General features: G+C 67.3%; 24 protein-coding genes. 13 read left to right on the top strand and 11 right to left on the bottom strand.

Annotated features, from left to right (window positions below; all coding sequences use genetic code 11):
* The first annotated feature begins 50 nt into the window (after positions 1–50).
* Entirely contained in the window at positions 51–788 is a 738-nt protein-coding gene (locus tag C265_RS25075) for an aspartate/glutamate racemase family protein (RefSeq protein WP_010811434.1), read from the top strand.
* A gap of 133 nt (positions 789–921) precedes the next feature.
* A complete protein-coding gene (gene gstA / locus C265_RS25070; protein ID WP_010811433.1) occupies positions 922–1,548 on the top strand; it encodes a glutathione transferase GstA in 627 nt (208 codons plus the stop codon).
* 26 nt (positions 1,549–1,574) lie between these two features.
* Here the strand turns inward: gstA and C265_RS25065 are convergent, their stop codons facing one another.
* Positions 1,575–2,183, bottom strand: a complete 609-nt coding sequence (locus C265_RS25065) for a glutathione peroxidase (protein ID WP_010811432.1) — start codon at positions 2,181–2,183, stop codon at positions 1,575–1,577.
* A gap of 82 nt (positions 2,184–2,265) precedes the next feature.
* Entirely contained in the window at positions 2,266–3,831 is a 1,566-nt protein-coding gene (locus C265_RS25060; protein WP_246840252.1) for an MDR family MFS transporter, read from the bottom strand.
* Between the two features lie 248 nt (positions 3,832–4,079).
* Here C265_RS25060 and C265_RS25055 point away from each other — a divergent pair, with 248 nt between their 5' ends.
* A complete protein-coding gene (locus C265_RS25055) occupies positions 4,080–5,120 on the top strand; it encodes an aromatic ring-hydroxylating dioxygenase subunit alpha (RefSeq protein ID WP_010811430.1) in 1,041 nt (346 codons plus the stop codon).
* Between the two features lie 71 nt (positions 5,121–5,191).
* Here C265_RS25055 and C265_RS25050 read toward each other — a convergent pair whose 3' ends face one another.
* Both C265_RS25050 and C265_RS25045 read right to left on the bottom strand, forming a co-directional pair.
* Positions 5,192–5,632, bottom strand: coding sequence for a CBS domain-containing protein (locus C265_RS25050; RefSeq protein ID WP_010811429.1), 441 nt, complete (start codon positions 5,630–5,632; stop codon positions 5,192–5,194).
* Positions 5,633–5,774: 142 nt separating this feature from the next.
* The gene (locus C265_RS25045) at positions 5,775–6,488 is read right to left on the bottom strand and encodes a TetR/AcrR family transcriptional regulator (RefSeq protein ID WP_011614326.1); all 714 of its coding nucleotides are present in this window, start codon (positions 6,486–6,488) and stop codon (positions 5,775–5,777) included.
* Between the two features lie 65 nt (positions 6,489–6,553).
* Here C265_RS25045 and C265_RS25040 point away from each other — a divergent pair, with 65 nt between their 5' ends.
* Complete coding sequence (locus C265_RS25040; RefSeq protein ID WP_010811427.1) at positions 6,554–7,669, top strand: DUF2855 family protein; 1,116 nt, start codon at positions 6,554–6,556, stop codon at positions 7,667–7,669.
* A 32-nt stretch (positions 7,670–7,701) separates the two neighbouring features.
* Here the strand turns inward: C265_RS25040 and dbpA are convergent, their stop codons facing one another.
* The 3 genes from dbpA to C265_RS25025 form a co-directional block, all read right to left on the bottom strand.
* The gene (dbpA, locus tag C265_RS25035) at positions 7,702–9,111 is read right to left on the bottom strand and encodes an ATP-dependent RNA helicase DbpA (protein ID WP_010811426.1); all 1,410 of its coding nucleotides are present in this window, start codon (positions 9,109–9,111) and stop codon (positions 7,702–7,704) included.
* Positions 9,112–9,144: 33 nt separating this feature from the next.
* Positions 9,145–10,050 (bottom strand): DUF72 domain-containing protein, encoded by a 906-nt coding sequence (locus C265_RS25030; protein WP_010811425.1) that lies wholly within the window; start codon positions 10,048–10,050, stop codon positions 9,145–9,147.
* Between the two features lie 141 nt (positions 10,051–10,191).
* Positions 10,192–11,364 (bottom strand): DUF4382 domain-containing protein, encoded by a 1,173-nt coding sequence (locus tag C265_RS25025; protein ID WP_010811424.1) that lies wholly within the window; start codon positions 11,362–11,364, stop codon positions 10,192–10,194.
* Between the two features lie 561 nt (positions 11,365–11,925).
* On the opposite strand from C265_RS25025, the gene C265_RS25020 reads away from it, so the two are divergent.
* Positions 11,926–13,725 carry a methyl-accepting chemotaxis protein gene (locus C265_RS25020; RefSeq protein ID WP_010811423.1) on the top strand — a complete coding sequence of 600 codons (1,800 nt, stop codon included), beginning with the start codon at positions 11,926–11,928 and terminating at the stop codon, positions 13,723–13,725.
* 111 nt (positions 13,726–13,836) lie between these two features.
* On the opposite strand, the gene C265_RS25015 is transcribed toward C265_RS25020, so the two are convergent.
* Positions 13,837–14,271, bottom strand: a complete 435-nt coding sequence (locus tag C265_RS25015) for a helix-turn-helix domain-containing protein (protein WP_010811422.1) — start codon at positions 14,269–14,271, stop codon at positions 13,837–13,839.
* Positions 14,272–14,345: 74 nt separating this feature from the next.
* On the opposite strand from C265_RS25015, the gene C265_RS25010 reads away from it, so the two are divergent.
* Both C265_RS25010 and C265_RS25005 read left to right on the top strand, forming a co-directional pair.
* Positions 14,346–15,236: a class I SAM-dependent methyltransferase gene (locus C265_RS25010; protein ID WP_010811421.1), complete on the top strand. Its 891-nt coding sequence runs from the start codon at positions 14,346–14,348 to the stop codon at positions 15,234–15,236.
* Complete coding sequence (locus tag C265_RS25005) at positions 15,229–15,732, top strand: DUF2938 domain-containing protein (protein WP_010811420.1); 504 nt, start codon at positions 15,229–15,231, stop codon at positions 15,730–15,732. The genes C265_RS25010 and C265_RS25005 overlap by 8 nt, the downstream gene beginning before the upstream one ends.
* A gap of 45 nt (positions 15,733–15,777) precedes the next feature.
* Here C265_RS25005 and C265_RS25000 read toward each other — a convergent pair whose 3' ends face one another.
* Positions 15,778–16,668: a restriction endonuclease gene (locus C265_RS25000; RefSeq protein ID WP_037025270.1), complete on the bottom strand. Its 891-nt coding sequence runs from the start codon at positions 16,666–16,668 to the stop codon at positions 15,778–15,780.
* Positions 16,669–16,944: 276 nt separating this feature from the next.
* On the opposite strand from C265_RS25000, the gene C265_RS24995 reads away from it, so the two are divergent.
* Positions 16,945–17,814, top strand: coding sequence for a hypothetical protein (locus C265_RS24995; RefSeq protein ID WP_246840251.1), 870 nt, complete (start codon positions 16,945–16,947; stop codon positions 17,812–17,814).
* 2 nt (positions 17,815–17,816) lie between these two features.
* Here the strand turns inward: C265_RS24995 and C265_RS24990 are convergent, their stop codons facing one another.
* Both C265_RS24990 and C265_RS24985 read right to left on the bottom strand, forming a co-directional pair.
* Positions 17,817–18,335, bottom strand: a complete 519-nt coding sequence (locus tag C265_RS24990) for a lecithin retinol acyltransferase family protein (RefSeq protein WP_010811418.1) — start codon at positions 18,333–18,335, stop codon at positions 17,817–17,819.
* 284 nt (positions 18,336–18,619) lie between these two features.
* Complete coding sequence (locus C265_RS24985; protein WP_010811417.1) at positions 18,620–18,943, bottom strand: nucleotide pyrophosphohydrolase; 324 nt, start codon at positions 18,941–18,943, stop codon at positions 18,620–18,622.
* Between the two features lie 145 nt (positions 18,944–19,088).
* Between C265_RS24985 and C265_RS24980 the strand changes: the two genes are divergently transcribed.
* The 5 genes from C265_RS24980 to C265_RS24960 all read left to right on the top strand — a co-directional run bounded on the left by C265_RS24980 (position 19,089) and on the right by C265_RS24960 (position 22,958).
* On the top strand, positions 19,089–19,748 hold the full coding sequence (locus tag C265_RS24980) for an isoprenylcysteine carboxylmethyltransferase family protein (protein WP_010811416.1): 660 nt from the start codon (positions 19,089–19,091) through the stop codon (positions 19,746–19,748).
* A gap of 134 nt (positions 19,749–19,882) precedes the next feature.
* Entirely contained in the window at positions 19,883–20,677 is a 795-nt protein-coding gene (locus tag C265_RS24975) for an IclR family transcriptional regulator (protein WP_010811415.1), read from the top strand.
* 80 nt (positions 20,678–20,757) lie between these two features.
* Entirely contained in the window at positions 20,758–21,513 is a 756-nt protein-coding gene (locus tag C265_RS24970; protein ID WP_010811414.1) for a transporter substrate-binding domain-containing protein, read from the top strand.
* An 18-nt stretch (positions 21,514–21,531) separates the two neighbouring features.
* On the top strand, positions 21,532–22,200 hold the full coding sequence (locus C265_RS24965; RefSeq protein WP_010811413.1) for an amino acid ABC transporter permease: 669 nt from the start codon (positions 21,532–21,534) through the stop codon (positions 22,198–22,200).
* On the top strand, positions 22,197–22,958 hold the full coding sequence (locus tag C265_RS24960) for an amino acid ABC transporter ATP-binding protein (protein WP_010811412.1): 762 nt from the start codon (positions 22,197–22,199) through the stop codon (positions 22,956–22,958). The genes C265_RS24965 and C265_RS24960 overlap by 4 nt, the downstream gene beginning before the upstream one ends.
* The last annotated feature ends 1 nt before the right edge of the window (position 22,959 follow it).

Here is a 22,959-nt window from a genome sequence, read left to right as displayed (position 1 = left end):
AGAGCTGTGCAGGTTTGCTGTTCTCGCTGTTCGACAAACACTATCTCCCCATGCAACTCCTGATCGTCAATCCCAATATCAGCGAATCCGTCACCGCGCTGATCGAAGCCGAGGCGCGCCGCACTGCCGCCTCCACCACCACGCTGAAGATGGCCACCGCCCAGTTCGGCGTGGCCTACATCGAAACTCGCTTCGAAGCATTGGTCGGCGGCTATGCCACCGCCTGCGCCGCCGCGGAACACGCCGGCCAGTTCGACGGCCTGGTGGTCGCCGCGTTCGGCGACCCCGGCCTGGCCGGCCTGAAAGAGCTGTTCGACGTCCCGGTCGTCGGCATGACCGAGGCCGCGCTGGCCAGCGCCTGCCTGCTGGGGCAGCGCTTCTCCATCATCGCGATCTCGCACCGCATCCAGGCGTGGTACCGCGAATGCGTGGCGGCCAACGGCCTGTCGTCGCGGCTGGCCAGCGTGCGCTCGCTGCAGGAGCCGCTGCGCGATATCGGCAGCGTGCAGGAAGACCATGCCGCGCGGCTGGAGCAACTGGCCCTGCAGGCCATCGAGCAGGACGGTGCCGACGTGATCATCGTCGCCGGCGCGCCGCTGGCGGGACTGGCGCGCTCACTGCAAGGGCGCATCCCGGTGCCGGTGGTGGATGGCGTGTCGAGCGCGGTGCGGCATTGCGAATCGCTGGTGGCCCTGCGCGCCGGCAGCGCCACGCAGGGCAGCTTCGCGCGGCCGCCGCGCAAGCCCAATGCCGGCCTGCCGCCGGCGCTGGCAAAGCTGCTCGACTGAGCGCAATCTAGCCGTGTGCAAATCTGCAATGCGCGTCCGCAAGGACGCGCATTGCTGCATAAGGGGGGCGATCCTAGACTGCCTGCACGGCCGCCGCATGGCGTGGCGGCCAGGCAACCACCACAGGATCGCAATGAAGCTCTACTACACTCCGGGCGTCTGCTCGATGGCCGTCCATATCGCCCTGCGCGAAGCCGGCCTGCCGGTCACGCTGGCCAAGGTCGACCTGCTCCGCCACAAGCTGGCCGAGCCTGAAAACGGCACCGACGACTACTACACCATCAACCCGCGCGGCTACGTGCCGCTGCTGCAGCTCGACGACGGCTCGCGCCATACCGAGGCGGCATCGCTGCTGCAATACATCGCCGACCTGGTGCCCGAACGCGCGCTGCTGCCCGCCGCCGGCACGCGCGAGCGGCTGGAAGCCACCGGCTGGATCACGCTGGTTTCAACGGAACTGCACAAGGTCTTCAGCCCGTGGCTGTGGCACAAGGAAACCGCGCAGAGCACGCAGGACGAGTGCAAGGCCAGGCTGCACCGGCGCTTTGCCGAACTCGACCAGCACCTGCAAACCCGCCATTACCTGATGGGCGACACGTTCACGGTGGCGGATGCTTACTGCTTCACCATCGTCGGCTGGGCCCGCATCCTGAAGCTGCCGCTCAACGACTACCCGGCGCTGCAGCAGTACCTGTCGCGCGTTGCGGCGCGGCCGGCGGTGCAGGAAGCGATGCGGGCCGAAGGGCTGGTGCGCGACTGAATCCGGCCGCGCGCGGAATCGCTCGCTCAGCGCTGCGCGCCGAGCAGCGATTCGATCTTCGCCACCAGTTCCTTGTCGTCCGGCCTGGTGCGGCTGCCATAGCTGGCCACCACCTGGCCATCGCGGCCGATCAGGTACTTGTAGAAATTCCACTTGGGCGTGGTGCCGGTTTGCTTTGCCAGCAGCGCGTACATCGGGTTGGCATCGCTGCCGCGCACATGCGACTTGCCGAGCATCGGGAACTTGACGCCGTAGGTGTTGTAGCAGAAGTCCGCGATCTCTTTCTGCGAGCCGGGCTCCTGCGAAAAGTCATTGGACGGGAAGCCCAGCACCACCAGCCCGCGCGCGCCGTACTTGGCGTACAGCGCCTCCAGGCCCTCGTACTGCGGCGTGAAGCCGCAATAGCTGGCGGTATTGACCACCAGCACCACCTTGCCGGCGTACTGGCACAGGTTCTGCGGCACATCGTCCTGCAGGCGCGGGAAGGTGAAGTTGAGCGAGGCGGGGCAGGCGCCCGCGGCAGGCGCCGCGGCGGGCTTGTCGGCGGCGCGCACGGGCGCCGGCAGCAGGACGGTGCTGGCCGCCGCCAGGGTCAGGGCGGCAGCCAGGCTGGAAAGCAGGGGACGACGGATCATGGCGACGGGGCTCCGGTGGTCGGCTCGCTGTATCGGGTACGCGTAGTTTACGCCGATGGCGGCCTGACGGATGCCGTGCCGGTCAGTCCATCGCCAGCGTGGCCGCGTGTTCGGTGACGCTGCCGCGCAGCTCCAGGTCCGGCATGCGGCGCACGATCAGCAGCGCCAGCACCGCCGCCGCCGCGCCCGCGGCAAAGAGCAGGTGGAAGCCCGACTCCACGCCGCCCGCCAGCACCGCGCGCACAGACGGCGACAGCTGCGCAAAGGCCTCGCTGCCGTGGCGCAGCGCACCGAGGTCCAGCGCCTGCGTGACCCCCGACGCCGCCAGCGCATGGCGGAATTCCAGCGTCAGCAGCGTGCCGGCGAGCGCCCCGCCCAGCGCGCTGCCGAGCGAGCGCAGCACCAGCAGCGCGCCCGTGCCGGCGCCGGTGTCGCGGCGCTCCAGCGCGTTCTGCACGCTCATCAGCGTGGCCACCATGGTCATGCCCAGGCCCACGCCGGCCAGCGTCATCGCCGCCAGCACCACCGCCAGCGGCACCGCCGGCGTCACCAGCGCCAGTGCGATCAGCCCCAGCGCGCCGGCGATATAGCCGGCGCTCAGGATGCCGCGCATGCGGCCCACGCGCGGCGCCAGCCACGCGACGATAAAGTTGCCCGCCACGGTGGCCAGCAGGAACGGCATCACCAGCAGGCCGGAGGTCGATGCATCCGCGCCGCGGACCAGCTGGAAGTGCAGGGGCAGGGCGAAGATGCACAGGAAGATATCGAGCGCGGCCAGCGCCGAGGCGGCCACGCCCATCACATAGGCCCGGTTGGCAAACAGGCGCGGCGGCAGCATCGGGTCCGCGGCGCGGCGCTCCTGCCAGATCAGCAGGACCAGGGCCGCCACCGCGGCCAGGAGCAGGGCGCCCAGCTCTGGCGAGAGCCAGTCGTAGACGTCGCCGCCCCAGCTCATCGCCAGCAGGAAGGCGACGATGGCCACCGCCAGCAGCAGCGCCCCCAGCCAGTCCACGCGCGCACGCCCGCCACGCGGCGGCAGCATGGCCAGCCCGCGGTAGCACATGAACATCGCCAGCAGGCCCAGCGGTACGTTGACCCAGAACAGCCAGCGCCACGACATATGGTCAGAGACCCAGCCGCCCACCAGCGGCCCGGCGATCGACGCCACCGCCCACACCGTGGCCAGGTAGCCCTGGTAGCGCCCGCGCTGGCGCGGCGCCACCACATCGGCAATGGCTGCCTGCGCCAGCGACATCAGCCCGCCGCCGCCCACGCCCTGCAGCGCGCGGAACAGGATCAGCTGACCCAGCGTCTGCGCTAGCGCGCATGCCACCGAGGCTCCGATAAACAGCGTGATCGCCACCATCAGCAGGCGCCGCCGGCCAAAGCTGTCCGACAGCTTGCCGTACAGCGGCGTGGTCACCGTCGACACGATCAGGTACGCCGTCACGATCCATGACAGGTGGCTGAAGCCGTTCAGGTCATTGGCGATCGCCGGCACCGCCGGGATCACCACGGTCTGGTCGAGCGCGGCCAGCAGGATGCACAGCACGATGCCGCCGATCACCCGCATCACGGCGCGATGGTCGTGGGCGGGCAGGGCCGGCGTGGTGTCCCGGGCGGATGCGGCAGAAGAGGGTGAAGACATGGACAGGCACGAGACCGCAGCGATGTGCGGTGAAAGCTACGTCAAATGCAGGGAATATCGGCCGGGAACCGCGCAATGGGGGGCGTGACGCCGTCGCGGGTGGCCTAATTCAGCGAACGCATAATTATATGCGGCCAGCAAATATCGCGCTCGTGACCCAGATGTCTGGCACGTCACTTGCGTGACAAGGATCAGGCACGATGGTCGATGCAAGATCACATCGCCACTACCGAAGGTAAGATTTCGTCATGACCGAGACCCCACGACACGAAGCAGGTCAGGCCGCCGATGCGGCCGGGCCCGAACTGGGCCAGTGGCACCCCGTGCTGGCCATCGAACAGGCCGACGGCGACGGCCCCTTCGCCGCCCGGCTCTTTGGCCGCGCGCTGGTGCTGTGGCGCAATGCCGACGGCTGGCACGCCTGGGACGACCGCTGTCCGCACCGCGGCGCCGCTTTCACGCTGGGCGCCGTGCACGATGGCCTGCTGCATTGCGGCTATCACGGCTGGCGCTTTGCCTCGGGCGGCCGCTGCACGCGCTATCCCGCCCACCCGGAACTGGTGCCTGCGCCGCGCGCCTGCGCCACCACGCACGCGGTGCGCGAGGGCTACGGGCTGTTATGGGTACGCCTTGGCGGCGACGGCACCGAGGCCGTGCCCGAACTGCCGTCCTTCCCCGAGTACCACGACGCCGAATGCCGCCGCGTGGTCTGCGGCCCCTACGACGTTGCCACCTCGGCGCCACGGCTGGTGGAGAACTTCCTCGACATGGCGCACTTCGGCTATGTCCATGACGGCTACCTGGGTGACCCGGCGCACACCGAAGTGCCGCCCTATGAAGTGGAAGCCATCGGCGATGCGCGCAAGCCCGACGCGCTGCGCACCATCGGCTGCCGCGCCTGGCAGCCGCGCGCGCACGCCAGCGCCGCCGGCGGAGCCATGGTCGAGTATGAATACCGCGTGGTTGCGCCCTACGCCGCGATCCTGACCAAGGTGCCCGACCTTGGCGACAACCATCGCGGCGCCATCGCGCTGTTTATCGGCCCGCGGGACGAGGAATCGAGCCGCGTGTGGTTCGTGATGTCACTGGTGACAGACGATGACGACGCCAGCCTGCGCGAATTCCAGGACACCATCTTCCTGCAGGACAAGCCGATCGTGGAATCGCAGCAGCCGCGCCGCCTGCCGTTGCGCACCGGCGTGGAGGTGCCCCAGCCGGCGGACAAGCTGGCAGGCGCGTACCGCCGCTACCTGGCGGCGCATGGGGTGAGGTTCGGCACGCTGGGCTAGCCGGCGGCCGCGCGCGGGAGAGTGGACGGGGCGGGTGCGTGCAATGCGACCAGCCCCCGAACACGACAGGCCTAGCGCCCGCCCCCGGTGATGTAATGCTCGAGCTGCTCGATGATGAACTGCTGCTCGGAGATGATGTCCTTGACCAGGTCGCCGATCGACAGCATGCCGATCAGCTCGTCGCCTTCCATCACTGGCAGGTGGCGCAGCCGGTGTCGGGTCATCAATGCCATGCATTCGTCGGTGGTCTGGCTGGCGCCGACGTAGATCACTGCATTGGTCATGATGTCGCGAACCAGCGTCTCGCGCGAGGTGCGCTGCATCAGGATCACCTTGCGCGCATAGTCGCGCTCGCTCAGGATCCCCAGGATCTCGCCATGCTCGATCACCAGCAGCGCGCCGATGCCTTTCTCCGCCATCAGTTGCAGCGCGGTATAGACGGTCGCCGTGGGCGGGACGCTGTAAATGGCCTGACTCGGCTTGGACTCCAGAACCTGGCGTGCGGTTTTCATCACCAACTCCTTTTCCGTCGACAATGCAATGCGGCTGGCGGTGCCAATGCAATCAGAGTAGCAAAGTAACGCGCGCCGTTACAGGGTGACTTACGCGAATCTTTGTAAGCAATGTTGTGACGCCCGCATGGCAGCCGCCGGGTCAAGGTTGCGCATCGGTCGCTTTTTCGTCCAGTGCCGCCAGGCACAGCGCCTGCATTTCGGACACCCATTGCGCCGGCTGCAGCGCCGCGCCCTGCAGCAGCAGCCGATAGCGGCGCGCCCCCCAGACCGCCAGCACCAGTGCCTGCACCTTCGCGGCATCCGGGGCCGTGGGCAAGTCGGGGCAAGCGCACAGCGCCCGGCGCCAGGCCTCGCAGAACTCTTCGAACACGCGCCGGTGGTGCTTGGGCTCGGCGATGCGCGGCTCCAGCCCGATGATGTCGGCATCGAAGACGATGCCCGTGGCCTCGTCGTCCGCACCGCAAGCGATGGCCACTAGCCGCCGCACGCGCGTGCGCCAGTCGGCGTCAGCCCGTTGCGTGACCTCGGCGTCGATGCGCGCCAGCATGGTCTCGACCGTGTGGCGCACGTAGCCCGACGCCAGCGCTTCCTTGCTGGGAAAGTACTCGTACAGCGTACCCACCGAGAACCCTGCCTCCAGCGCCACCGCGCGCGTGGTCACGCCGTCCCAGCCATCGCGGCACCAGATCCGAACAAAGGCGTCGTAGATGGCGTTGACGGTGAAGTGCGCGCGCTGCTGCGAAGGGCGCTTGAGCGGCTTGCTGCGTGGCGTGGCGGGCCGTTTCAGGTCGCCGGCGGCGGGCGCTTCGTTTCCGAACCCGGCGGCGTTGGCGCGGCGATAGATTCTTGGCATCGGCCTCACGGAAGTCATGGCGAACATTGCACGCCGGACGGACGGGCCGCGAACCAGGAGAAGACATGGCAGCAACTGAACCGACCCTTGCCATCACGCGGCTGTTCAGCCGCAAGGATGCCCTAAACGAAAGCCGGCTGGAAGCCGCGCACGAACCCGCCAGCGCCGCGCCCGGCGAAGTGCTGCTGCGCCTGGACCGCTTTGCCCTGACCACCAACAACATCACCTATGCCGCCTTTGGCGAGGCCATGCAGTACTGGGACTTCTTTCCCACCGGCCAGCCGCAGTGGGGCCATATGCCGGTGTGGGGCTTTGCCGATGTGGTGGCCTCCGGCGTCGACGGCATCGCCCCCGGCGAACGCTTCTACGGCTACTTCCCCATCGCCAGCCATTTCCGCATGCAGCCCGGGCGCGTCACCGCGCGCGGCTTCTACGATGCCGCGGCGCACCGCGCAAAGCTGACCTCGGCCTACAACCAGTACACCCGCGTGCAGAACGACGCCGCCTACGCGCCGGAACTGGAGCACTACCAGATGCTGTACCGGCCGCTGTTCATCACCTCGTTCATGCTGGCCGACTTCCTGGAAGACAACCGCTTCTTCGGCGCACGGCGGCTGGTGGTGTCCAGCGCCTCCAGCAAGACGGCCTATGGCACCGCCTTCTGCCTGCGCGACCTCGACGGCATCGCGCTGACCGGGCTGACCTCGGCCCGCAACCGCGCCTTTGTCGAAGACCTCGGCTGCTACGGCAGCACCGTCACCTATGACGAACTGGCATCGGTGCCGGTGGACGAGCCCACGCTCTATGTCGACTTCTCCGGCGATGAGTCGCTGCGCGCGCGCGTGCATGCGCATTTTGGCGACAGCCTGGTGTACGACTGCTTTGTCGGCTCAACGCAGAACACCGGCTTCCTGCGCGACCTGCACCTGCCCGGGCCCAGGCCCGAGTTCTATTTCGCGCCGGTGCAGATCCGCAAGCGCAATGCCGACTGGGGACCGCAGGAAGTGAACCGGCGCTTCAACGCGGCGCAGCGCCGCTTTATCGACCATGCGCGCGATCCGGCCAAGCGCTGGCTGGCGCTGGTGGAGGAACGGGGATTCGAAGCCGCGCAGGCACGGATCGCGCGGCTGGCGGCGGGGAGCGGGGCGCCGCAGGAGGGGTACGTGGTGGTCGTGGGGTAAAAGCAGAACGGGCCCCGCATGGGGCCCGTCTTTCACTCCGTCAGCATCCGCACCTTCACCTTCTTGCCCTTGACCTTGCCGGCATTGAGCCGCTTCACCGCCTCGCGCCCGATGCTGCGCTCCACCGCGATATAGGTCGACATCTCCAGCACATTGATCTTGCCGATCTGCTCCTTGGTGAAGCCCGCCTCGCCGGTCAGTGCGCCCAGGATGTCGCCGGGGCGGATCTTCTCCTTGCGGCCACCCAGCATCTGCAAGGTCACCATCGGCGGCAGCAGGCGTTCATTGCTGGCGGGCCTCAGGTCGGCCAGCGGCTGCCATTCGAATTCGCCGCCGTGGTGCTGTTCCAGGTTGCCCACGCGGCCCATCTCGTCCATGCTGACCAGGCTGAAGGCCCAGCCTTCCTGGTCGGCGCGGCCGGTGCGGCCGATGCGGTGCACGTGCACCTCAGGATCGGGCGTGATCTCGACATTGATCACGGCCTCGAGCTGCGCGATATCCAGCCCGCGCGCGGCCACGTCGGTTGCCACCAGCACCGAGCAGCTGCGGTTGGCAAACTGCACCAGCACCTGGTCGCGCTCGCGCTGCTCCAGTTCGCCGTGCAGCGCCAGCGCCTGGTAGCCCTGCGCGCGCAGCAGTTCCACCAGCTCGCGGCAGCGCGCCTTGGTATTGCAGAAGGCCAGCGTGCTGACCGGGCGGAAGTGGTCCAGCAGGCGCCCCACCGTGTTCAGGCGCTCGCCTTCCTCGACCTCATAGAAGCGCTGGCGGATGGTGGTGTTGTCGTGCGTAGCCTCCAGCTTGACCGACTGCGGGTTGCGCAGGAAACGGTGGCTGAGCTTGTCGATGCCGGGCGGATACGTGGCCGAGAACAGCAGCGTCTGCCGGTCCTTCGGGCAGCGGCTGGCCACATAGGCGATGTCGTCGAAGAAGCCCATGTCGAGCATGCGGTCGGCCTCGTCCAGCACCAGCGTGTTGATGCCGGACAGATCCAGGCTGCCGCGGTCGATGTGATCCAGGATGCGGCCGGGCGTGCCCACCACGATATGTGCGCCATGGATCAGGCTGTCGACCTGCGGCCGCATCGGCGAGCCGCCGCACAGTGTCAGCACCTTGATGTTCTCTTCGGCGCGCGCCAGGCGGCGGATTTCCTGCGTGACCTGGTCGGCCAGCTCGCGCGTGGGGCACAGCACCATCGCCTGCACATCGAAGCGGCGCGGATCGAGCCGGTGCAGCAGCGCCAGCCCGAAGGCGGCGGTCTTGCCGCTGCCGGTCTTGGCCTGCGCCACCAGGTCCTGGCCTGCCAATGTGATCGGCAGGCTGGCCGCCTGGATCGGCGTCATTTCGTCATAGCCAAGCTGCGCCAGCGTGGCGAGCATGGTGGGCGACAGCGGCAGGTTGGAAAAAGCGGTGCCGGCTTGCGGCTGGGCGGGGGTCGAGTTCATGCGCGATTATAGCGATCCAGGGATGTCGATCCGTCAGTCATCGGCCGGCGGCGTCCAGTCCAGCCGCTCCAGCAGCGCCTGCGCCGCGGCCGGCGCGCGTTCCTTGGCGCCGTTGATAAAGAAGACAAAGACTTCGCGCTTGCGCGCGGCGGTCTTGCGGTCTTCCACCGTCGGCAGGTCGTCCGGCTGGTGGCCCTGCGCCCACGTGCGCACCCGCGCAGCCCACGCATCCAGGTCCCTGGGCGCATAGCCGGCCTTCAGCTTCGCGCTGCTGGCCATCAGCCGTGCATAGACAAAGTCTGCCGTGAGATCCGCCATCGACGGAAACTTGGGCGAATCGGTAAAGACCGTGGCGGCCTTGTACTTGCGCGCGAGCTTGAGGTAGTCCGGCGACTGGAAGCTGTCGTGCCGCACCTCCAGCACGTGGCGCAGCTTCACGCCTTCCACCGAATCCGGCAGCAGCTGCAGGAAGGCCTCGAAGTCCTCCGCATCGAACTGCTTGGTGGGCCCGAACTGCCACACCACCGGCCCCAGCTTGCGGCCGAGCTCGGCAATGCCGCTGTCGATGAAGCGTTCGATCGATTCGCCGGACTCGGCCAGCACGCGCCGGTTGGTGGCAAAGCGCGAGGCCTTCACCGCGAACACAAAATCATCCGGCGTGTCGTCGCGCCATTTGGCGAACGAGGTGCGCTTCTGCGTGCCGTGGTACGTGCTGTTGATTTCGATCGCGCTGAGGTGGCGGCTGGCATAGGCCAGCTCACGCGCCTGTGCCAGGCCGGCGGGATAGAAGTTGTCGCGCCACGGGGCGAAATTCCAGCCACCGATGCCAACGCGCACCGGCTCGGTGGACGTGGCGGCTTTGCGTGACCTGGCCTTGGGTGTGGCCTCTGAGGTTGCTGCAGTCCTGGATGCGGCCTTCGCCGCGGTGCGTGCTGCCATGGCGCGATCTCCCGAAACGCGAGACTGGCAGTCTAGCGGGAAACTGCGCCAGGCGGTGGCGGCGCAAACACGCCCCTGGCCAACAAAAAAAGCCGGAAGAGGGCCAGGCCCCCTTCCGGCTCCGTTCCCGGTCCCCCGGAATCAGAACGAGAAATTCACCAGGGCGTCGGCAGCGCTCACGTCCGCCGGCTGGGTCTGCACCGCACCCGTGGCGCTGGTGGCCTGCACGCTGTACTTGCCCGCGGCAGCGCCATCCGGCTGCAGCGGAATCGGCAGCGCGGCCTGGTAGGTGCCGATCACCGGAGCGGCCACCGGCAGCGCCGGTTCGGTGGCAAACATGCTGTAGGCGCCGGTATCGCTGGCGGCAGCCGTCGCCGCAATCTCGAAATTGCCGCCATTGACCAGTTGCAGCGCGCGCAGGGTCGCTTCCGCCGAAACCGGCGTGACCGAACCCGAAACCCGGCGATAGGTCGACGCCGGCAGCGACATCGGTGCCGCCGCGGTTGAGATCGCCGTGGGCGTGCCCACCACCACCGGCACGGCGCGCACGATGCCCGCCGCCTTGCCATTGGCAGAACCCGGCACCACCACCACGTCAACTGGACCGGCCGTGCTGCTCTGCTCGATCGGTGACAGCTTGAAGTTGCCGTTGGCGTCCGCCACCGTCGACTTCACCACCACGCCGTTGCGCTCGGCATAGACGCGCGCACCCGGTGCCCCGCTGACCACGCCGTTCACTTCACCGCTGACGGTCATCGGGATCGCCGTCACCACCGGCTTCAGGCCAAAGGTGCCATTGCCGCGCGTGACCACCGACTTGCACGCGTCAAAGTCCAGCACCAGGTCGGTCAGCGTACCCGCTGCCACGGTGAACGGCCGGTTGATCTTGATGCCCGACTGCACCGCGCTAGGCGTATCCAGCGTCTGCTCAGTGCCGCCGATGGGCACCACCGAGTTGGCCAGCGCACCGGCGCCGCCGCCACGGTTGGCATCGAGCACCAGGCGCACCTGCTGGTAGTTGCCGGCAGGCAGCGCGGCCTGGCCCAGCACCGTCATCACGCCGTTGGTCAGCGACAGCAGGTCGATCTTGCGCGCGGGCACGACGTCGATATCGACCCAGCCCCCGGCGCTCGTCTCGGCGCTGGCGCTGCTGTGCACGCGCACCTTGTTGACGGTCACGAAGACATTGTTGAAGCCACAGGCCGGCGCATCGGTCATCGAGACCTTGAGCGTGCCCTGCCCGCCGCCATCATCGCCGCCGCCACCACCGCAGGCGGCCAGCGCCAGGGCACCGCTCAAAGCAAGCACGCGCATCGGCGCGGAAGTCAAGGAAAGGACTGACACGGTAGGCTCTCCGTTTGGGTTATTTGTGAGTTGATCGGAGGATATGTTGCCAATCGCATAACGGCTGTAAGTCTTTGTAATACGTTGTGAAAAAGTCGTTAGCTTGTCTGATGACTGATCAGAAAGGCTTGACGACATATGTGATCCCGCCCAAGCCGCCGTCGGATGCGCTGCGGCAAGCGTTCTGCTGCGGCTGCCGTCATGCCCATGAACGCCGTATCAACATCATCGCTGCATTGCAACGCCGCTTGTATTGCAACGCATCCGATTTGGCGTTTGATCAGGCCGAAACCCGCTCCCACCCGCTCCTGCGTGTGTTCGCGTTACGAATGCAGATCCACCAGCGCGCATTCCCGAACCGCGCAAGCGCACTATCGTGCGCCAACTTGGCGTGTTGTGTCGTCAACCTGATCACATTCGACAGGGTTTCTCCTGTCGGCCTCAAGTCGGGCGCACCCGCTCCGTATACAGCGGGGTGGAAATCCCACACACAAACGCCCCCAAACGATTCCCTACGAAGGATCTCCCCTGATGTTCACTACCATCCGTGCGCGGATCGTGGCCCTGTGCGTGGCCATCGTCATCGCCGCGCTCGCCATCAATACGGCGCTGAACCAGTTCGTCGCCAACCGCTATAACGAAGACACCATCGACAGTAGCCTCGCGGCAGTGCAGAGCGGCCACGCCAGCGCCATCGCCGACTGGGTGGCCTCGCACAGCCAGATGATCCAGTCGCTGCAGGACGCCGTGCTGCAGCCCGAACCCGATGCTGCGCTCAGGCAGATTGCCGACGCCGGCGGCTTCACCAACGTCTACGTCGGCTACGCCGACAAGACCGCGAAGTTCTCCAACCCGCAAGGCATCCCGCCCGGCTACGACCCGACAGGCCGCCCCTGGTACCAGCAGGCCGCCACGGCCGGCAAACCCGTGGTCACGCCGCCCTATGTCGATGCCGGCACCGGCAAGCTGGTGGTGGCATTTGCCGCGCCAGTGGTGCGCGACGGCGGAGTCAAGGCCGTGGTGTCCGGCGATGTGGCGATGGACAGCGTGATCGCCAACGTCAAGGCGATCCACCCCACGCCGGCAAGCTTCGGCATGCTGGTGGCCAGGAACGGCGACATCGTCGCCCACACCGACGACAAGCTCACGCTCAAGCCGGTGACGGAACTCGCGCCTGCGCTGAACGCCGACAAGCTCGCCGCACTGGCCGGCGCAAAGACGCCGCTGGAAGTCGAAGTCGGCGGCAGCGCCAAACTGCTCGGCGCGCGCGCCATCCCCGGCACCGACTGGATGGTCATCGTCGCCCTGGACAAGGCCGAGGCCACCGCCGGCATGCGCTCAGTGCTGGTCGCATCGGTGATCGCAATGGTACTGATCGCAGGCATGGCCGCCGCCGTAGTGTGGGGCGTGGCAACGATGTCGTTGCGCGGCCTGTCCACCGTGCGCGATGCCATGGACGCCATCGGCTCCGGCGACGGCGACCTGACCCAGCGCCTGCCCGCCGACGGCAACGACGAAGTCGCGCAGATCGCGCGCGCCTTCAACACCTTTGCCGACAAGCTCTGCACCATCATGCGCCAGATCCGCGACGCCAGCGAATCGGTGCGCGCCGCCTCCGACGAGATCGCCGCCGGCAACACGGACCTGTCGCGCCGCACCGAATCCGCCGCCACCAGCCTGCAGCAGACCGCGGCCTCGATGGAAGAAATCACCGCCACCGTCAGCCAGTCGGCCAGCTCGGCCCAGCACGCCAACGAATCCGTCACCGCGGCCTCGCGCGTGGCCGCCGACGGCGGCGTCGTGATCGGCGAAGTCATCACCACCATGGGCCAGATCGAGAACGCCTCGGTCAGGGTCTCCGACATCATCGGCGTGATCGAAGGCATCGCCTTCCAGACCAACATCCTGGCGCTCAACGCCGCGGTCGAAGCCGCCCGCGCCGGCGACCAGGGCCGCGGCTTCGCCGTGGTGGCGGGCGAAGTGCGCGCCCTGGCCCAGCGCAGCGCCCAGGCCGCCAAGGAGATCAAGACCCTGATCGAATCCACCGTAGGCAGCGTCAGCTCCGGCTCCGGCCAGGTCCGCCGCGCCGGCGACACCATGAGCGAGATCGTCAGCAACGTCTCCAGGGTGACCGGCATTATTTCCGAGATCACTCAAGCAGCCATGGAACAGACCCGTGGTATTCAAGAGGTGAATATGGCGGTGAGCCAGCTGGATCAGATGGTGCAGCAGAATGCGGCGCTGGTTGAGCAATCCACGGCGGCTGCCGCGGCGCTGCAGACGCAGGCCGGGAGCCTGGCGGGGGCGGTGGGGCAGTTCAGGTTGGGGTGAGATTGGCTCCATCCTTAAGCTAATCCCCGCAAATTCTGCGGAGAATGGCCCCGCCAGACTCCGCAGAGACCAAAAAAGGAGTCATTCGAAACGCTTGTTCAGGGCGGAACGTCAGTCCATTGGAAGCCCGTGGGCATGCTTCCTTCCACCAATCGCCCCCGACGCCGCCGCCCGCAGGATCCGCTGGAACGTCGGGCACTCCATATGCCTTGGCGCCGGACAAACCGCCGCATGCCGCAGTCCGTCGCGCATCGCCGTCAGCTTGCGGATGGTCCGGTCCAGCTCATCCGCCTTAGCCGCCAGCACCTGCCGGTCGATGTTCGGCTGTCCCTGTGGCGAGAACATCTGCGCGATGTCATCCAGCGAGAAACCGGCGGCACGCCCCAGCGCGATCAGCGCCAGCCGCTCAAGCACGCCGGCATCGAACACGCGCCGCATCCCGCGCCGGCCGATGGACGCGATCAGCCCCTTTTCCTCGTAGTACCGCAGCGTCGAGGCCGGCACGCCAGCCTGCCGGGCCACTTCCGCAATATCCAGGCTTGTCACCGCTTGACCTCAAGTCGACTTGAACTGGCACAGTGTAGCTTCCATGCCAGGGCGGCGTGCAAGGAGATACGACCATGGGTGAGCAACAGCAGACCAGCAGCAACGGCGGCGACCAGGCCGCACTGTGGAACGGCCCGTCCGGCCATGCCTGGGTCGCGGAGCAGGCGGTGCTCGACGACATGTTCCGGCCGCTGGAAGGCCTGCTTGTCGATACGGTGGGCAAGACTTCCGCGCAGCATGTGCTCGATGTCGGCTGCGGCACCGGCAGCACTACGATCGCGCTGGCGCGCAAGCTCGGCGCGCAAGGCAGATGCACCGGCATCGATATTTCCGAGCCGATGCTCGCCGCTGCACGGGCACGCGCGCAACACAACGGCTCGACCGCCAGCTTTATTCGCGCCGACGCGCAGGACTACGCCTTCGCGCCAGCAAGCTTCGACAGCATCGTGTCGCGCCTGGGCGTGATGTTCTTCAGCGATCCGGTGCGGGCCTTTGCCAACCTGCGCCGGGCCGCAACACCGGATGCCACGCTCCACTGCATCGCCTGGCGCAGCGCCTCAGAGAATCCGTTCATGACCACCGCCGAGCGAGCGGCCGCACCGCTGCTGTCCAACCTGCCGCCGCGGCAGCCGGGGGCGCCGGGGCAGTTCGCCTTCGGCGACCGCCAGCGCGTGCAGGCCATCCTGGAAGAGGGCGGCTGGGGCGGGATCGATGTCGAGCCGATCGACTTCGCCTGCACGCTGCCGGAGCCTGCGCTGGTGGACTACCTGTCCCGCCTGGGTCCCGTCGGACTGGCCCTGCGCGAGGCCGATGCAAGCACACGCGCCAGCGTCATCGAAACCGTCCGCGCGGCATTCGAGCCTTACGTTCATGGCGCAACTGTGCGCTACACCGCTGCCTGCTGGATGATCACCGCCCGCGCTGCGGCTTCATCACTGACCGCCGGCGAGACTGCCCATGCCTGATACAGCGGTGGCCCTCCTGCTCAATGCAGTCGTGATCGGCACCGGCGCAACGCTGGTGATGGACGCCTGGGCCATCCTGCGCAAGCGGCTGCTGGGCGTCCCTGCGCTGGACTATGGACTCGTAGGCCGTTGGCTCGCATGGCTGCCGCGAGGACGCCTTTGCCACCATCCCATCGCCGCATCGCCGCCGGTGCGCGGCGAGCGCGGGATCGGCTGGATCGCGCATTACCTGACCGGCATCGTGTTCGCGGCCATCCTGCTGGGGCTATGGGGACTCGACTGGGCACGTCATCCGACGCTGGCACCCGCGTTGATCGTCGGCATCGGCAGTGTGGCGGCACCGTTCCTGCTGATGCAGCCGGCGATGGGTGCCGGCATCGCCGCGAGCCGCACGCCGCGGCCAAACGTGGCACGGGTGCATAGCCTGGTGACGCATGCGGTGTTCGGGCTGGGGCTCTATGTGGCGGGTTGGGTCGTGAGCCTGGTAGCGAACTGACAAGCGGGCACAGCGGCAGGCTGCCGCGGTACGAACCAGGGAGAGTCAGAGGCCACGCACGCCGCGGCATTTGGGGAACGTGGCGCAGCCCCAAAACGGATTGCCAGCGTTCGCGCCTTGTTTGGCGATGCGTTGGATCATGGCACTGCCGCAGCGCGGGCAACCTGGCACGGCGGCTGGCGACATCTCAGTTGGCTTTGGCGGCTCCGCGGCACGTGTCGGCGCGTTCGCGGCTGCAGGCTGTGCGGCCGATCCCGTCGGCGCTGCGGCGCGGGCGCGCCTGACCAGCACGGAGAGTGCCTGGCCATCGATCAGCTCAATGTTCCGCGCGGACGCGAAGGCCCGCGCATCGGCGGTGAACTGCCCCGATGTCACAACGAATCCTTGCGCCGCACCCTGCGCAGCCATCACGCCATACAGTTCCCGTACCACCGTGACCGGCACCTTGTAGGCGCGCCATTGCTTGCACTGCACGAGCGCCAGCTCATTGCCTTTTCTGAGCCGCAGGTCGATGCCCCCATCCGCACCGCCGCCACCGGTTTCCGCCACGGCGTAACCGCGCATCCGGAACACCTCTCCCACCAGCCGCTCGAAATCGCGCCAGCTCATCTGGCGCAGGGCGTCGCCAGACTGGCTCGCCGCCGCGCTGCGCACCAGTCCTTGCCGCTTGCGGCGGCCCAGCCACGAAGCCAGCGCGCCGGCCAGCAGCAACAGCGGCACGATGTACTGCCCGTACGTCGATAGCGCCTTGACCATCTGCGTCACGACCATTTGGCCGATTTGCCCCGGCGCGGCACTGACCGGCACTTCGGCAATCGCATAACGGTGCAGCACCGCGTAGGCAATGATGGCCAACGCAACGCCTGCCCACCATGGCAGTGCTGCGGCGATGCCATACAGATCCTCGAAGACGCTCGATTGCTTCCTGCGACCCATGGTGACCCCTTCGCTTTTTGTTTTTGTCAGACAGAAGGATGCCGTACGGGGGCTGGCATGTCGCCCCTGCGCACGCGGGGGACGATGGGGTAGGCAAAAAGGTATATCCGCGTCTTTCCGGATTTATGGCCTCAGCCAGGCATCGGAGACCGCGTCCAAAGTTTGCCGCCCGCTTCTGTGGGCTATCGAACCGTAGATTGCTGGCGCCGCTCCAGAATAGAAGTCCATCGGCGCCCGCTTCAGCGCCGGACGATCCCCACCATCACGGGCGACAGGATGACAAGGCTTTCGGGCCGGCTGGCTGCGTGCATCGCGTTCGGCCTTCTGCTGGCTGCCAGTGCGCAGGCGTCGGATATAGCCTGCAAGACCACGCTGCGTCCTTCCCGCTGCGACGATCCGCTCGCCGCCGGCACGTCCTGCCTGCATTCAGTGCCACACGCCGCCGACCTGATCTGCGATCACGCGATGCTCCATCGCGAACATGAGCGCATCCACGCGGACCAGCAGCGCCGGCTACGCGCCGGCGCGATTCAAGGAAGCGACATCGCCGCCTGGCGGGAGCGCCGGGACGCCTGCACGTCGGTGGCATGCCTGGACCGGGTCTTTGCCAGCTGGCGGCGGCAGCCAGGCAAGAAACCACCGCGGGCTGCCGCGCCGCAACCAACGCCGCCGGCGGCGCGGGCGCGGGAGGTGTCGAGGAACAAGCAGGCTGCGGTCAGGGTCGAGGCCTCGCGGCCAGCGGTCGCGCCACCTTCAGCGACGCCAGCGACTCAACCAGCAGCGGAGCAGCTTCCAGCTCCACCACCGTCGGAGCCATTGGCAGAAGCGGGGATTCATGCGCCCCCTGTGGTGATCCAAAGAGCCTCCGGCCCGACGCTCCAGCAAGCTTCAGTTCGTCCGGCGCCGGCGCCGGCGCCGCAACCACGCGGCTGGGCATCGCTGGGAACGCTGGCGTGGCTGGGCATGTGCGGCGCGGGCGTCGCCTGCTGGTCCCGGCGTACGCGCGGCGAGTGGCTGCCGGGGGTCACCCGCCTGCGCGAGCGGACTCGGGATGCGCCGCCCATCGTGCTGTTGGTGAGCGGACTGCTCGCTTTGAACGGGGTACTGCTGTTGTGCGTCCTGACGGCGAGCCGGCCATTGTCGTGAGCTCATGCCGTCGCGCCGTCCCATGCAGGCGCGGGCGCAGTCTTGCACCAGCAAAGCAGGATGCTCGCCGCCAGGCGCAGGCCGCTGAATGGATGCATCAGGCAATGCCGCACCTGCTCGCTGCGGCTTTCGCCGTACAGGCACCACATGCAGAAGTGCTCGCAGTTGTTGGTCAGCAGGCGGTAGCAGTCCTCGCCCAACCGTGAGCGGGCGCGGCCGACGGATTCAGCGGCACTGTACCGCGCCATGGGCGTGCTCAACACCGTGATGCCATGGCCGGCAGCAAAGGCGGCCAGGCTCAGTTCTTCCACCGGGCCGCGCTGCTGCCGGTGGCAATAGCCAGCGTAGTGCACCACCATGCCACGCCCGACGTAGATGCCGTGGTGTGCATAGCCATGACGCGGCGTGACCAGGTGTGCGCCGAGGTGCGGCTCTGCATCGGCGGCGAGGCGCGATGCCAGTACGTGCGGGCTGCGGGTGGCCTGCGCCGTTGTCTTCGTCGTTTCACCGAGGGATGCCATCACCGTCTCCATTGCAGGCCTCTGCCGGGCCATGCCCTATGACTGCATAGGGCGTGCCAGTGACGGATGAGATCGGCGCCTGGTGGTGCGGGCGTTGCGTGAAGGGGTGCGAAGAGAAGGATGCGAGACACGGCCCGATGCAGAGCGGCCGCGCATCGCAGAAACAGGGCTCGGCCGGTTTGATCAAATGATCAAATTCCGAGGACCGCCACAATCAATTGGATCAAAGCATCAAGCCGCCGGCAAGGCATCGCGACGGCGGCGACAAACCTGCGCCGGGCGGCTCATTCCGGCAGCGGGTACTTCCTGGCGTTCATCTCCATCTTGGCGCGGATCGCCGCGTCCAGGTCCACGCCCAGCGCCGTCACCAGCTGCGCCAGGTAGATAGTGATATCGGCAAGCTCCTGCTCCACATGCTCGCGCTCGTCGGTGGACATGATGGCGCGCGATTCCGCGTCGGTCTGCCACTGGAAGATCTCGACCAGCTCGGACACCTCCACGCTCAGCGCCATCGCGAGGTTCTTGGGGCTGTGGTACTTGCCCCAGTTACGGGCCTTGCCGAAGTCTTGGGCGGCTTGCTGGAGGTTCTTGATGTCGATCAGGGGCATGATGGTGTGACGAAAGCGTTTCACTGCGCCCCGGCATGCGCCGGCGCAAGACGCAGATTTAATCACGACCCGGCCGCCCTCGACACCCGGGCCGACTGAGGCTTACCCTTCGCTTGTGCATCCACCGTCTCAACGGAGGTTCCCCATGCGCCCGACTCCCGGCCTGGCAATTGCCACTCTCGCCGGCACGCTCGCCTACCTGGCCATCGCGATTGCAGGCTGGGGTGGCATCGCCCCCTTCTTCGCGCACCCGGCGCGCGTGGCCCTGACCCTGGTCCTGTTCGCCCTGTCCATCGCCGCGCTCTTCTCCGGCGGCAATATCAGCAGCGGCATGCGCGAGGACCGCGGCAACCGGTGGGTGCTGGCAGTGTTTGGCGTGCTCGGGCTGCTGGCGGCGTACCTGCCGCCCTTTACCGACCGCATCGGCTTCTGGACGCTCGATGGCGACACCATGCGCTGGACCGGCGTGGCGCTGTTTGCCGGCGGCGGCGTGCTGCGGCTGTGGCCGGTGTTTGTGCTGGGGCGGCGCTTCAGCGGGCTGGTGGCGATCCAGCCGGGGCACACGCTGGTGACCACCGGCATCTATGGCGTGATCCGGCATCCGAGCTACCTCGGCTTCCTGGTCAGTTCGCTGGGATGGGTACTGGCATTCCGCTCCGGCGTGGGCGTGGTGCTGACGCTGCTGATGGTGCCGGTGCTGGTGGCGCGCATCCGGGCGGAAGAAGCGCTGTTGCGCGACCAGTTTGGCGACGAGTACGCGTCGTACTGCGACCGGACCTGGCGCATGCTGCCGGGCATCTACTGAGCACGGGGCAGCGGCGCCCCGCGCACTTGGCGGATCAAATCGCCAGCCACCAAGGGTTATCCCTAGTCATTCATTCCCATTTTCCGGGACTCCAGGTTTTGATTTATGGGAATCAGGTCCTATTCTTGGGCCCTATGTTGAATGCCGTCGACAACCCCACTGCCGTGAAGCCCACGACACCCACGCCTGCCGAACCCGCCCAGCCCGCGGGCGGTGCCGATCGCGTGCTGTTCGTGCTGGCGGCACTGGCGCAACACGGCGCGCCGATCACGGTACGCGAGCTGGTTGCCAAAACCGGCCTGCCCAAGAGCACGCTCTACCGGCAACTGATGATGCTCAAGCGCTGGGGCTTCGTGCTGGAGTCCGACGGCGAATACGCGCCGGGCCCGATCAGCCTGCAACTGGCGCTCGGCTTTGACATGGCCTCGCACCTGGCGCGCGAAGCCTTGCCCGACATGCAGCTGCTGGCGCAGCAGTCCGATGAAAGCGTAGGCCTGGTCGTCGCCGTCAAGGATCACGTGGTGTGCCTGGAGATGGTGGAGAGCCGCCAGTCGCTGCGCTGCTCGTTCGAGAAGGGCCGCGGCGTACCGCTGCGCGCCGGTGCGTCGGCCAAGTCGCTGCTGGCGTTCATGCGCGACGAAGCGCGCGAGCGCCTGGTCCGGGCCCAGTGCGAGCCAGGCGAAGCCGAACGGCTGCTGGCCGAGCTGGCCGTCATTCGCGAGACCGGCTACGCCGTCAGCGAGGGCGAGGTGGATCCGGGCGTATGGGGCGTGAGCGCGCCGCTGTTCTCGCGGCGCAGCAAGGCCGATGCGCTGGGCTCGATCACGCTGATGGTGCCGGCCACGCGGCGGCAAGGGCGCGAGTCCGCGCTGATCGACATGACCGTGGCAGCGGCGATGCGGATTTCCGCGCGGCTGCAGTCTTACTGAATACCAAGCAATTCGTTACCGCCGCCGTCGGCAAACCCATGCGACGGCAGATCCCTCGTTCCCGAGAATAGGAGACCTCCATGAACCTTCGTCGCAAATGCCTGATGGCCGGCCTGGCAACCCTGACCGCCCTGACCCTCGGCACCGCCGCGCAAGCGCAGGACAATGCCGTGCTGCGCGTGGCCACCGACGCCACCTTCCCGCCGATGGAATTTATCGAGAACGGCAAGCGCACCGGCTTTGACGTGGAGCTGGTTGAGGCCATGGCCAAGACGATGGGCAAGCGGGTTGAGTGGACCGACATTGACTTCAAGGGCCTGATCCCCGGGCTGGTCTCGCGCCGCTTTGACATGGCAGTTTCCGGCATCTACATCACACCCGAGCGCCGCAAGGTGGTGGACTTCACCGAGCCGTACTACGTCGGCGGCCTGGTGGCACTGGTCAAGAGCGGCAACACCACCGTCCACGCCCCGGCCGACCTGAACGGCAAGAAGGTCAGCGTGCAGGTGGGCACCAAGTCGGTCAGCTTCCTGCGCGACACGTACCCGCAGGTGCAGCGTGTGGAAGTCGAGAAGAACCAGGAAATGTTCAACCTGGTCGAGATCGGCCGCGCCGATGCCGCCGTGACCGGCAAGCCGGCCGCGATGCAGTACGTCAAGACCCGCGGCGGCCTGCGCATGGTGGAGCAGCAGCTGACCACCGAGGAATACGGCATGGCCGTGCGCAAGGACACGCCCGAGCTGACCCGCGCCCTCAATGCGGCACTCGCCAAGGTGAAGGCCGATGGCACCTACGCCAGGCTGACCCAGAAATGGTTCGGCACGGCCGCCAAGTAAGCTGCGCGGATCATCATCATGGAATTGGATTTTTCTCCTGTCTTTGCCGGCTGGCATGACATCGTCCACGGCGCCGTCATCACCGTGGAGGTGACGGCCTGCGCGCTGGTGCTGGGCTGCGTCATGGGCCTCTTGGTCGGCATCGGCCGGCTGGACCCGAAGCGCCGCGTCATCTACAGCATCTGCACCGCCTACGTGACCTTCATCCGCGGCACGCCGCTGCTGGTGCAGCTGTTCCTGCTGTTCTTCGGGCTGCCGCAGTTCAACATCCTGCTGCCGGCCTTTGTGTGCGGCGTGATCGGGCTGGGCATCTATTCCGGCGCCTATGTCTCGGAAATCGTGCGCGGCGCGATCCAGTCCGTGGACAAGGGCCAGATGGAAGCCGCGCGCTCGATCGGCATGTCGTCCGGCCAGGCCATGCGCGCGGTGATCCTGCCGCAGGCCATCGTGCGCATGATTCCGCCGCTGGGCAACGAGTTCATCGCCCTCATCAAGAACTCGGCGCTGGTGTCGCTGCTGACCATTGCCGACCTGATGCATGAGGGCCAGAAGATCATCAGCGTGTCGTACCGGTCGCTGGAAGTCTATCTGGCGATCGCGCTGGTCTATCTGATCCTGACGAGCGCGGCCGGGCTGATCCTGCGGCGCGCCGAACAACGGCTGCGCATGGGAGGCATGGTGCAATGAGCGATTCCGCAATCATCCGGATCCGGAACCTGGGCAAATCGTTCGGCAGCCATACCGTCCTGCGCGGCATCGACTTCGATGTGGAGCCGTCGCAGGTCGTGGTCGTGATCGGCCCCAGTGGCTCGGGCAAGAGCACCTTCCTGCGCTGCTGCAACGGCCTGGAACAACCCGAGGCCGGCACCATCGACATCGTCGGCAAGCGCCTGGTGACCGACGGCCAGCTGATCGGCGAGCACGAGCTGAACCAGCTGCGCACCGAAGTGGGCATGGTGTTCCAGTCGTTCAACCTGTTCCCGCACCTGTCGGTGCTGCACAACGTCACGGTCGGTCCCCGCATGCTGCGCGGCGCCTCGCGCGAGGAAGCCGAGCGCAAGGCGATGGGCCTGCTTGAGAAAGTCGGCCTTGCGCACAAGGCCCACGCCATGCCCGCCAGCCTGTCGGGCGGCCAGAAGCAGCGTGTGGCCATTGCCCGCGCACTGGCCATGGAACCGCGCGTGATGCTGTTCGACGAGCCGACCTCCGCGCTGGACCCCGAGCTGGTGGGCGAAGTGCTGCAGGTGATGAAGGTGCTGGCCGCCGAAGGCATGACCATGGTCGTGGTCACCCATGAAATGGGCTTCGCCCGCGAAGTGGCCGATGTGGTGGTGGTCATGGATGGCGGCGGCATCATCGAGGCCGGGCCGCCGTCGGTCATCTTCTCGGCGCCGACGCAGGAACGCACGCGCGGCTTCCTGCAGGCCGTGCTGACGCGGGCGTGAC

Origin of the sequence: Cupriavidus sp. GA3-3, from assembly GCF_000389805.1 — a bacterium.
GTDB lineage: Bacteria > Pseudomonadota > Gammaproteobacteria > Burkholderiales > Burkholderiaceae > Cupriavidus > Cupriavidus necator_D.
The sequence above is the reverse complement of the archived record's forward strand: the minus strand, read 5'-3'. Positions and strand labels throughout refer to the sequence as shown.